The 11,345-nt window shown below is 66.9% G+C and carries 9 protein-coding genes; 7 read left to right on the top strand and 2 right to left on the bottom strand.

The genetic code is table 11. From position 1 onward, the window contains the following. The first annotated feature begins 3 nt into the window (after window positions 1–3). The 5 genes from D103_RS0109905 to D103_RS0109885 all read left to right on the top strand — a co-directional run bounded on the left by D103_RS0109905 (window position 4) and on the right by D103_RS0109885 (window position 7,076). Window positions 4–1,128 carry a TIGR03088 family PEP-CTERM/XrtA system glycosyltransferase gene (locus tag D103_RS0109905; protein ID WP_018876698.1) on the top strand — a complete coding sequence of 375 codons (1,125 nt, stop codon included), beginning with the start codon at window positions 4–6 and terminating at the stop codon, window positions 1,126–1,128. 202 nt (window positions 1,129–1,330) lie between these two features. Next, window positions 1,331–3,226 carry an XrtA/PEP-CTERM system amidotransferase gene (locus D103_RS0109900; protein ID WP_018876697.1) on the top strand — a complete coding sequence of 632 codons (1,896 nt, stop codon included), beginning with the start codon at window positions 1,331–1,333 and terminating at the stop codon, window positions 3,224–3,226. 13 nt (window positions 3,227–3,239) lie between these two features. Then, window positions 3,240–4,457 (top strand): TIGR04063 family PEP-CTERM/XrtA system glycosyltransferase, encoded by a 1,218-nt coding sequence (locus D103_RS0109895; protein ID WP_026280340.1) that lies wholly within the window; start codon window positions 3,240–3,242, stop codon window positions 4,455–4,457. Next, a complete protein-coding gene (locus tag D103_RS0109890) occupies window positions 4,447–5,709 on the top strand; it encodes a glycosyltransferase (protein ID WP_018876695.1) in 1,263 nt (420 codons plus the stop codon). The genes D103_RS0109895 and D103_RS0109890 overlap by 11 nt, the downstream gene beginning before the upstream one ends. Before the next feature lie 2 nt (window positions 5,710–5,711). Next, the gene (locus D103_RS0109885) at window positions 5,712–7,076 is read left to right on the top strand and encodes a phenylacetate--CoA ligase family protein (protein WP_018876694.1); all 1,365 of its coding nucleotides are present in this window, start codon (window positions 5,712–5,714) and stop codon (window positions 7,074–7,076) included. 510 nt (window positions 7,077–7,586) lie between these two features. Here D103_RS0109885 and D103_RS0109875 read toward each other — a convergent pair. Beyond that, a complete protein-coding gene (locus D103_RS0109875) occupies window positions 7,587–7,904 on the bottom strand; it encodes a HigA family addiction module antitoxin (RefSeq protein WP_018876692.1) in 318 nt (105 codons plus the stop codon). Window positions 7,905–8,494: 590 nt separating this feature from the next. Between D103_RS0109875 and D103_RS0109865 the strand changes: the two genes are divergently transcribed. Both D103_RS0109865 and D103_RS0109860 read left to right on the top strand, forming a co-directional pair. Next, on the top strand, window positions 8,495–8,740 hold the full coding sequence (locus D103_RS0109865; protein ID WP_018876690.1) for a DUF6290 family protein: 246 nt from the start codon (window positions 8,495–8,497) through the stop codon (window positions 8,738–8,740). Then, the gene (locus D103_RS0109860; RefSeq protein WP_018876689.1) at window positions 8,724–8,990 is read left to right on the top strand and encodes a type II toxin-antitoxin system RelE/ParE family toxin; all 267 of its coding nucleotides are present in this window, start codon (window positions 8,724–8,726) and stop codon (window positions 8,988–8,990) included. The genes D103_RS0109865 and D103_RS0109860 overlap by 17 nt, the downstream gene beginning before the upstream one ends. Before the next feature lie 353 nt (window positions 8,991–9,343). Here the strand turns inward: D103_RS0109860 and D103_RS0109855 are convergent, their stop codons facing one another. Further along, on the bottom strand, window positions 9,344–11,167 hold the full coding sequence (locus tag D103_RS0109855; RefSeq protein WP_026280339.1) for an asparagine synthetase B: 1,824 nt from the start codon (window positions 11,165–11,167) through the stop codon (window positions 9,344–9,346). Window positions 11,168–11,345: the final 178 nt, after the last annotated feature.

Raw genomic sequence — 11,345 nt, 5'->3', positions numbered from 1 at the left:
TGTGTGGCGCACATCATCCATCGCCTGGATATCGGCGGGATGGAGAACGGGCTGGTCAACCTGATCAATCACATGCCGGCCGATCGCTTCCGCCACGCGATCATCTGCATGACGGACTACACCGACTTTCGCCGACGCCTCCAGCGGGATGATGTCAGCCTGCACGCCCTGCACAAGCGCGAAGGCAAGGATCCGCGGGTGCACCTCCGCCTGTGGCGGCTGCTGCGCCGCCTGCAACCGGACATCGTGCATACCCGCAACTTCGGCACGCTGGAGGCGCAGGTGACCGCCGCGCTCGCCGGGGTGCGGGCGCGGGTGCACGGCGAGCACGGCTGGGATGTCGGGGACCTCGACGGCACACGTGACCGCAACCGCCGCCTGCGCCGCCTGGTGCGGCCACTGGTGGGGCATTACATCGCCCTGTCGCAGCACCAGAAGGGCTATCTGCGGGAGGCCATCGCGGTGCCGGCGGCACGCCTGTCGCACATCTTCAATGGTGTGGATACCGGCCGCTTCGCGCCGCCGCGCGAGGGCTTTGTGTCCCCGTTGCCGCAGGCATTTCGGGACCCCGGCACGTTCGTGATCGGTTCGGTTATGCGGATGCAGGCGGTCAAGGCGCCGCAGGATCTGGCGCGGGCCTTTGTCGCGCTGCGCGAGCTCCTGCCGGAGGCCTTTCCGCGCCTGCGCCTGGTGATGATCGGGGATGGGCCTTTGCGTGCCGAGGTCGTTCAGTTCCTGGAGCAGGCCGGGGTCGCGGACCAGGCCTGGCTCCCCGGCGCCCGGGAAGACGTCGCCGACTGCCTGCGGGCGCTGGACCTGTTCGTGTTGCCGTCGCTGGCCGAGGGCATCTGCAACACCATCCTCGAGGCGATGGCGACCGGCCTGCCGGTGGTCGCGACGGATGTCGGGGGCAACCCCGATCTGGTACAGCCCGGGGTGACCGGGGCACTGGTGCCGGCGGGGGATCCCGACGCGATGGCCCGCGCGCTGATGGCCTATCCCGCCGATCCCGCGCGGACCGCACGCGAGGGACAGGCCGCCCGCGCCCGGGCCGAGGCGGCGTTCAGCATGGAGGCGATGGTCACGGGCTACATGGCGGTCTACGACCGGGTGCTGGCCCGGCGTTAGTTGTGGCGCTAACGCCAGCCGCCCCACGGCGCGAATCGCGGGCGCTCGGTGGCGGGGTTGTCGTTTATTCTGGATTTTCCGTGATGGTGCGAGGGCCCGGCCCGAACCGGTGTCCGCCCGGCGGCACCGCCCAGTGTCGACCTGGCCGTGGATCGCCCGAATGCGACCGACGCCCAGGCAAGGAAGCAATCAGGATCCCTACATGTGCGGCATTACCGGCATCTTCGATCTGCGCGACCGGCGGCCGGTCAATCGGTCCCTGCTGGAGGCGATGAACGAGACCCAGTTTCACCGGGGTCCGGACGAGGGGGGTGTGCATCTGGAGCCGGGTGTGGGGCTGGCGCATCGGCGCCTGTCGATCATCGATCTTGCGAGCGGGCAGCAGCCACTGTTCAACGAGGACGAGACCGTCGTCGTGACCTACAACGGCGAGATCTACAACTTCCCCGAGTTGACCGCCGAGCTGCAGCAGGCGGGCCATCGCTTCCGCTCGCACTGCGATACCGAGGTGATCGTGCATGCCTGGGAGGAGTGGGGCGAGTCCTGTGTGCAGCGCTTTCGCGGCATGTTTGCCTTCGCCGTCTGGGACCGCAACCGGGATACCCTGTTCCTGGCCCGCGATCGTCTCGGGATCAAGCCGCTGTATTACAGCGCGCTGGCCGACGGGCAGCTAATCTTCGGTTCGGAGCTCAAGGCGCTGATGGCGCATCCGGGGCTGCCCCGGCGCATGGACCCGCACGCGGTGGAGGACTACTTCGCCTTCGGTTACGTGCCGGAGCCGCGCAGCATCTTCCGCGGCGTGCACAAGCTGCCGCCCGGCCACACGCTGACCGTGCATCGCGGGCAGGGCAACCTGAACGAACCGCGCGAATACTGGGACGTGCCGTTCGCGGATAACGGCGTCACGCACCTGGATACGGCCGCCGAGGAACTCACCGCCCGCCTGCGCGAGGCGGTGGACATCCGCATGGTGGCGGACGTCCCGCTGGGTGCGTTTCTCTCCGGCGGGGTCGACTCCAGTGCGGTGGTCGCGATGATGGCGGGGCTGTCCGACGACCCGGTGCGCACCAGTTCCATCGGCTTTGCCGATCCGGCCTACGACGAGTCCCGCTACGCCCAGATGGTGGCCGAGCGCTACCACACCGATCACCACACGCAGGAGGTCGATCCCGATGACTTCGCGCTGCTGGACCGGCTGAGCGGGCTGTACGACGAACCGTTTGCCGACAGCTCCGCGCTGCCGACCTACCGCGTCTGCGAGCAGGCGCGCCGGCAGGTGGTGGTGGCCCTGTCGGGGGATGGCGGCGACGAGAACCTGGCGGGCTACCGCCGCTATCGCCACCATCTCGCCGAGGAGCGTCTGCGCGCACCGTTGCCGCTGGGGCTGCGGCGCCCGCTGTTCGGCACGCTCGCGCACCTCTATCCCAAGGCGGACTGGGCGCCGCGCCCGCTGCGCGCGAAGGCGACCTTTCAGGCGCTGGCCAGGGATTCGGTCGAAGGCTATTTCCAGGGTGTCTCCATCCTGCGCGACGACCTGCGCGCGCACCTGTTTTCCCCGGCATTCCGGCGCTCGCTGCAGGGCTACGGCGCAGTGGAGGTCCTGCGCCGGCACGCGGAACGCGCGCCCACGGAGCACCCCCTGTCCCTGGTGCAGTACCTGGACATGAAGACGTACCTGCCGGGGGATATCCTGACCAAGGTCGACCGTGCCAGCATGGCGCATGCACTGGAGGTGCGGGTCCCCATTCTCGACCACCAGCTGGTCGAGTGGATCTCGGGGCTGCCGCCGGAACTCAAGCTGCGCGGCCCCGAGGGCAAGTTCGTGTTCAAGAAGGCCATGGAGCCCTACCTGCCGGAGGAGATCCTGTATCGCCGCAAGAAGGGGTTCTCCGTCCCGGTGGCGGAATGGTTCCGCGGCCCGTTGCGCGAACGCATGCAGGCCCAGGTCCTCGGCCCGCGCATCGCCGACTCCGGCATCTTCGACATGGATTTCCTCAAGACCCTCGTGAACCAGCACGTCAGCGGCGCCCGCGACCACAGCCCGGCACTGTGGTCGCTGCTGATGTTCGAGGGCTTTCTGGCGCGCTCGGCGGCCTGATGCGGGGGTGATGATGAAAATCCTGCACGTCCTTGATCACTCTATCCCGCTGCACAGCGGGTATACCTTCCGCACCGCCGCCATCCTGCGCGAGCAGCACCGGCTGGGCTGGGAGACGTTTCATCTGACCAGCCCCAAGCAGGGGGCGGTGGATGCGGACGAGGAGGATGTCGACGGCCTGCACTTCTACCGCACGCGCTACCGCCCCGGAAAGCTCCCCGGGCTTGGCGAGTGGGGCTTGATGCGCGCCCTGACCCGGCGCCTTGAGGCCGTGGCGCGACAGGTGCAGCCGGATGTGCTGCATGCCCATTCCCCGGTCCTCAACGCGCTGCCGGCGCTGCGGGTTGGCCGACGTCTCGGCATCCCGGTGGTCTACGAAGTCCGGGCCTTCTGGGAGGACGCCGCGGTGGATCACGGGACCAGCCGCGAACACGGGCTGCGTTACCGCCTGACGCGCGGCTTCGAGACACACGTGTTTCGCCGGGTGGACCATGTGACCACCATCTGCGAAGGCCTGCGCCAGGACATCGTCGCCCGGGGCATCCCTCCGGACCGGGTCACCGTGATCCCCAATGCCGTGGATGCCGAGGCCTTCCGCCTGGGCGGGGCGCCGGATGCCGAGCTGAAGGCGCAACTGGGGCTGGGAGACGCCCGCGTGCTCGGTTTTATCGGCTCGTTCTATGCCTACGAGGGGCTGGACCTGCTGCTGGAGGCGTATCCGCGCATCCGCGAGCAGGCGCCCGATGTGCGTATCCTGCTGGTGGGTGGTGGCCCGCAGGCGGAACGCCTGCAGGAGCAGGCCCGGCGCCTGGGGATCGCCGATCAGGTCGTCTTTGCCGGTCGGGTGCCGCATGACCAGGTGCAGCGCTACTACGATCTCGTCGATCTCCTCGTGTACCCACGCCACTCGATGCGACTGACCGAACTGGTCACCCCGCTCAAGCCGCTGGAGGCGATGGCCCAGGGGCGACTGCTGGTGGCCTCGGACGTGGGCGGCCACCAGGAACTGATCCGGCACGGCGAGACCGGCTGGCTGTTCCCGGCCGACGACCCGGAAGCGCTGGCAAACACGGTGCTGGACACCCTGGCCCGCGAGCCCGAGTGGGATGCGGTGCGTGCCGCGGGGCGCCGCTTTGTGGAGCAGGAGCGGACCTGGGCGAGGAGCGTGGCCCGTTACCAGGCGATTTACGAACGTCTGCGGGGTGTTGTGGAGCCCGCCCATGCCCGGTGATCCGCATCGCTCCGATCGACGCCCGCGCCTGGTGGTGTTCACGCGTGTCTACCCGAACGCGGTACAGCCCAACCTCGGCCTGTTTGTGCGCGAGCGCATGCGGCGGGTGGCCGGGCACCTGGACCTGGTCGTGGTGGCGCCGGCCCCGTGGTTCCCGTTCCAGGGCCTGCTGGGGCGGCTGAGCCCCCACTCGCGTCCGCCGTTGCCGCCCCGGTCCGAGCAGCAGGACGGAATCACGGTCTACCATCCGCGATTTTTCTGTGTTCCCGGCGTACTCAAATGGACCGATGGGTTCTTCCTGGCGCTGGGCAGTCTGCGGCTGCTGCGCCGGTTGCGGCGCGAATTCCGCTTTGATCTTATCGACGCCCACTTCGTCTACCCCGACGGCGTGGCGGCGCGCTGGCTGGCGCGCTGGCTGCGCCGGCCCTACACCATCACCCTGCGTGGGAGCCTGACGCGCTTTGCGGGTAGCGCCCTGCATCGGCGCCAGATCAACCGGGCGCTGAGCGCGGCCGCCCGCGTGTTCTCGGTGGCGGACTCGCTACGCCAGGATGCGATTGCCTGGGGGCAGGCGCCCGGACATGTCCAGGTGGTCGGCAACGGCGCGGACCTGGCGCGTTTCCGCCCCGAGGACCGGGCCGCGGCCCGGCAGCGTCTGGGTCTGCCGCAGGAAGGCCGTTTCCTGGTGTCGGTGGGCGGGCTGACCGAGCGCAAGGGTTTTCACCGGGTGATCGCGACGCTGCCCGAATTGCTGCACACGCAGCCCGACCTGCATCTGGTGATTGCGGGCGGGGCGACGCCCGAGGGCAACAACGAGGCGGAGTTGCGTGAGCAGGTGCGGACGCTGGGTCTGGAGGCGCGGGTGTGGTTCCTGGGGCAGGTGGCGCCCGACGATCTGCGCTTCGTCTATTCGGCGGGCGATGTGTTTGTCCTGGCCACCCGGTTCGAGGGCTGGGCCAACGTCTTCCTGGAGGCCTCCGCCTGTGGCCTGCCGATCGTGACCACTCGTGTCGGTGGCAACGCCGAGGTGGTGAATTCCGATCAGGTCGGCATCGTGGTCCCGTACGGTGACCATGACGCGCTGCGTGGCGCTCTCAAGGAGGCCCTTGAACGCGACTGGGATCGCAAGGCCATCCTGGCGCATGCGCGGGAGAACGCCTGGGAGACGCGCATCCCGCAACTGGTCGCAGCCTTCGAGCAGATCGTGGCCCCAGATCGTGCTGCGGCCCCCGGGGCCGCGCGCTCCGGCTGAACATGGGGCTCTACACGCAATGCGTCGCGCGGGGGCTGTTCCCGCTGCAGGAACGGCTCAAGGGCCACCCAACCGTGCGCCACCTGCGGGCCCTGGAGGCAAGCCAGTGGTGGACAGCTGAGGGCCTGCGGCACCTGCAGGACCAGCGGCTGCGGCACCTCGTGGAGCAGGTTGCACGGCAGGTGCCATTCTATCGGGAGTGGTGGGCGCAGCAGGGAGGGGCGCCAGCCGATTTCTCTGGCATCGATGATCTCCAGCGCCTCCCGGTCGTCGACAAGGTGCTGATCCGCGAACAGGGGGAGGCCTGGCGCGCGGAAGGCGCGGGGAACCTGGAAGCGCAGCGCACCAGCGGATCATCCGGTGAGCCACTGAGCTTCTGGCTGGGCGCCGATCGTATCGGGATGGACATTGCCGCTCGCTGGCGGGCGACGCGCTGGTGGGGCGTGGATGTGGGTGATCGCGAACTCGTGCTGTGGGGTTCCGCCGTCGAGAACGAGGCCCAGAATCGCGTACGTGCCTGGCGCGATCGCCTGTTCCGTTCGCATCTGGTGCCAGCCCGTGACCTGAATCCGGATCGGCTCGACCGGATCATCGAGCAGATCCGCCAGCGGCGCCCTCGCATGCTGTTCGGCTATCCGTCGGTGCTGTCCCGCGTCGTCTGGCGCGCGCGCGAGCGCGGGCAGCGGCTGGACGACCTCGGGATCCGCGTCGCCTTCACCACCTCGGAGGTCCTGCGGCCGGAGTGGCGCGAGGTGATCGGCGATGTGCTGGGCTGCGGGGTGGCCAACGAATACGGTGCGCGCGACGCGGGGTTCATCGCCCGTGAGTGTCCGGCGGGTGGGATGCACATCACGGCCGAGGCCCTGATTGTCGAGATCCTCGACGACGAGGGCCGGCCGGTGCCCCCGGGGGAGTCCGGCAACATCGTCGTCACCAACCTGACCGGGCCGGAGTTTCCGTTCATCCGCTACCGCACCGGAGATCGGGGCACCCTGGACCCGCGACTCTGCCCCTGCGGACGCGGCCTGCCGCTGCTGCGCGACGTCGAAGGTCGCGCCAACGATGGCCTGATCGCGGCGGACGGTGCCTGGGTGCACGGCAGCCGCTTCAACTACCTGATGCGCGAGTTGCCGGGCCTGCGCGCTTACAAGGTCATCCAGCACGACCGGAATCGCGTCGAGGTTCTGCTGAACCTGGCCGCTCCATTGCCGACCGAGGTGGAGGAGCGACTGCGCCACGCGATTGTCGACGCACTGGGCCAGGCGATCCATGTGGAGGTCCACGTCGTGGATGTCATCCCCCCGGAGCCCAACGGCAAGCACCGCCACGTCGTCTGCCGCGTTCCCGCCCCCGATCGATCCGGGTGATGTCGTTCCCCGTGCCGACGTGGATTTTTTGCACCACAGAGGGCATGGAGCACACGGAGGGGAAAGATTGGGTTCACCACGAAGCGCACGAAGGCACGAAGAAGGGCTCGTTCACAGGAAGCGAGGGAAGAAGGGAAGATTTGTGAGAGTGGTACCGGGGTATGCCGGGTGAGCGGGGTAACCACCCGCGCGACGTATGCAGGTGAGCTGCGAAGCCGGTGTCTTGTGCGTGGACGTGGTCGAGGCCGCGATGCGTTTTGTTGCGCTAAAGGCATCCTGCCCGCTACTGCGTACCCGGTGCCGTCATCCCGGAAACCGCGCAGCGGTTATCCGGGATCTCGTTGGGGGTTGCGCAGCGTGGGTGCCAGGGCCTGGAGGTCCCGGCTCTCCGCTGCGCTGCGGCCGGGATGACGATGGTGGTGCGCTGCGGCAAGCATGACAGCTTCTTTCCGTCCAAAGCCTTCCCGCTCTTCCCGTCTTCCTGTTACCCGTCCTTGCGGCGAACCCGGCTCAGGCAGTCTGTTTCCATGAGCTGAATTCGCGGATTTGTTCCAGTTCCGTCTGTTCCGATTGCTGGGCCTTGAATAAATCCCACCGCACCTGAAGATTCAGCCAGAAATCGGGCGACATGCCGAAAAAGCGTGCCAGACGCAGCGCCGTGCTTGGGGTAATGCCGCGCTTCTGGTTCACCAGCTCGTTGATGCGCTGATACGGAACATGGAGCGCATCCGCCAGTTGGCGCTGGGAGATCTGCATCGGCTCCAGGAACTCTTTCGCCAGCATCTCACCGGGGTGAGTCGGCTGCCGGTAGGTAGGGATGCGGACCATGATTCTGCCTCAGTGGTAATCCGTGATTTCGACCTGGTCGGGCCCGGCGTCTGTCCAGGCAAAGCAGACCCGATACTGCTCGTTTTTCATGCTATGCCAAAACCGGAAGAGGGCGTAGCGTGGGTGCCATGGTCCGGAGATCCCGGCTCTCCGCTGCGCTGCGGCCGGGATGACGATGGTGGTGCGCTGCGGCAAGCATGAAAGTTTTTTGCCGTCCAAAGCCTTCCCGCACTTCCCGTCTTCCTGCGACCCGACCTTGGCCTGCAGGGATTGAATTCACCACGAAGCGCACGAAGGCACGAAGAAATTCTTGTGATGACCTTACAGCACGCTGCGACACCCCGGTGCCGGACAGTGCCATACAGGACGCGATCACCAGACCTACCCACCTTAATCCAGCCCTTCTCCGTGCCCTCTGTGTCCTCCGTGGTGTAACCGCCCTTGACCTTGCCCTTCTTCGTGCCTTCGTGCGCTTCGTGGTGAACACATCCAGGCAGACGCTGATTTAATCGCACGTCCGCGCGCCCGTTTTTGATAAAAACGGGCTGTGATGTACTATGGTATGCGCGCATACCACTGGATATTCCATTATGACCATACGTACAGGAGATACCCGTCAAACGGCTGTCCGGCTCCCGAAAGAGACGTATGGGCGCCTGAAAGCTCTGGCCGAAAAGACGGGCCGCACGACCACATACTACATTCGAGAAGCCATCGAGGAGCACCTGGAAGACCTGGAGGACATCTACCTGGCCGAGCAAACGCTGGAACGTATCCGGAGCGGCGAGGAAGACGTAATCAGTTCCCAGGAGTTCTGGCGTGACCTGGAGGATTGAGTACGCTCATTCGACCCGGAAGTCGGTGCAGAAACTCGACCGGAAGGCCCGCCAGCGTATACGCCACTATCTGGAGGAGCGTGTAGCTCAACTGGACGATCCGCGAGAGCTCGGGAAACCGCTCAAGGGGCGGTTCACCCAGTTATGGCGTTATCGGGTTGGGGACTACCGTGTGATCTGCGAGCTGCGTGACGAGTCATTGGTGGTACTGGTTGTGCGGATTGGACACCAGAAAGAGGTTTACGATTAATGGCAGACAGCCCGTCTGGTTCCTGCGACTGGCTGGCTCTCGTTGCTAATCAGGTGCCCTGAAGAGGTTGTTTCACCACAGAGTGCACGGAGTGCGCAGAGGGAAAAGACCGGGTTCACCACGAAGCGCACGAAGGCACGAAGAAATTCTTGTGCTGTCTTTACAGCATGCCTGCGACACCCCGGTGCCGGACAGTGTCAGACAGGACGCGATCACCAGACCTACCAACCCTAATCCAGCCCTTCTCCGTGCCCTCTGTGTCCTCCGTGTCCTCCGTGGTGTAACCGTCCTTGACCTTGCCCTTCTTCGTGCCTTCGTGCGCTTCGTGGTGAACAAATAGCGAGCGCAGGCGGCTAGCGGGCGGCGGGGTGCGACTCCAGCCAGAGGTCCAGCATCATCAGGATCCAGACGAAGTCGCCGTAATAGGCCGCGTGGCCTTCGCGGTGCAGACGGATCAGTTCGTCGATGAAGTCGTCGCGCAGGAAATCGCGGCCTTTCAGGCGTAACAGGCTGTCGTAGGCCAGTTCCTGTAATGGGGCGTGCTCCTGCATCCAGACGCCGAACGGCAGGCCGAAGCCGTGCTTCTTCTTGTCGATGATGGCGTCGGGCAGAAAGCCGGTGAACGCCTCCTTGTAAAAGTGGCGCAGGCGACCGTTCTTCAGCTTGAGGTCCGACGGCACGCGACAGGAGAACTCCACCAGGTCGTCGTCCAGCATCGGGAAGGCGACGTCTACCCCGGCCAGCTGGCACATCTCCGCGACCTTGCGCAGGTCGTTGTCGGCCAGGGTCTGCTGCCAGTCCAGGTACATCATGCGGTTGAGGGATGACGCCGATTCCGGCTCCGAGTAGATCCGCCGCATCAGCTCCCAGGGGGCTTCGGTGTCCACCGCCGCCAGGAACTCCGGTTGGAACATCGCCTCCGGCGCCAGGCGGTGCAGGTAGTTGTAGGTCTGCAGGCGGTCCGGCAGCGGGATGCGGGCCTGTTCCACATAGCTGCGGGCCTTGCCGAGCACAGGGACCGAGCGCGGAAGGCGGGTAAACAGCGGGTCCAGCAGGTTTCGCCGCAAAGGCGCGGGGATGCGCCCCCAGTGTTCGAACACACCCTGCTTGGCGTACCGCGCATTCCCGGCGAACAGTTCGTCACCACCGTCGCCGGCGAGCAACCGGGTGACGCCGGCGTCCTTTGCCATGCGGGCGCAGAAGTAGGCCGGCAGCGCGGAGGAGTTGCCGAAGGGCTCGTCGTAGCTGGCGGCGATCCGGGGCACGGCCTCGACGACGTCTTCCGGCGTCACGTAGTACTCGTGTGCCTGGGTGCCGAAGTGCTGCGCGGCGATGCGCGCATACTCCATCTCGTCGTAGCCGGGCGCGTTGAAGCCGATGCTGAAGCTGTCCGCCCCGGGCTGGATGCCGGCGAGCATGCCGGTGACCGTGGAGCTGTCCAGGCCGCCGCTCAGGAAGGCGCCGGTTCGCGGCGAGTCCGCGCGCCGGTCCACCGCGATTTGTACCCGTTCGCGAAGCTCCTGTTCCAGCGCTGCCGGCGCGGCGCTGCCGTCCTCCGCGAAGACGGGGCGCCAGTAGGCGTTCACTTCGGCCCGGTCGCCGTTGTGGATCAGGCAGTGCGCCGCGGGCAGCTTTTCCAGTCCGGCAAACAGACTGACCGGGGCTGGCAGCATGTGGAAGAAGCAGTAGTGGTAGAGCCCCTCGCGCGTCACCTCGGTGGCGACCGCTGGATGGGCAATCACGCTCCCCGCGCTGGTGCCGAAGGCTATGCCGCCATTCAGCCGTGCAAAGTGCAAAGGCGTCTGGCCCAGACGATCGGTGCCGGCTACCAGGTGCCCCTGGCCTGCATCCACGATGACCAGCGCGAAGTCGCCGGTTATCTGTTCGAACAGGCCGCTGCCCTGTTGCCGCCAGGCCTCCAGCAGAGCCTGCGCGGGGTCGCGTTCGCGCGCACACTCCGCCAGCGCGGGTTTGCGCCATTGCGGGTGGCCGGTGATCGCGGCGATGACGTCCCCTTCCTGCGCGGTCCAGCCGCCCCGTACAAGGCAACCACCCAGGCGGTTCGTGCACCGGGATTCACGTGCCCCGGGGAGCCCCGTGAGGGCCGCTCCCTGGGCCTCGAGGGCGTCGCCCGGGGATGCGGCATTCACCGCGAACCATCCACAAAGTCCCGCCATCCGTCCGCCTGCTGCCTGGTCGGTCCAGGGAAACGCTGGTTGATGTACGCACCCGGGCGTGGGCCCGGCGATCCGTGCCGTATGGGTCCCCATTCTACGTCCGGGGTCGGGCGTTCGAAGGCGGGCCGGGTGCAGGAGGTTAACGAGCCGATCACGCGGGGCCCGCGGCCTGTCGGGG

This window comes from Thioalkalivibrio sp. ALE31 (assembly GCF_000377405.1).
Lineage (GTDB): Bacteria > Pseudomonadota > Gammaproteobacteria > Ectothiorhodospirales > Ectothiorhodospiraceae > Thioalkalivibrio.
The sequence above is the reverse complement of the archived record's forward strand: the minus strand, read 5'-3'. Positions and strand labels throughout refer to the sequence as shown.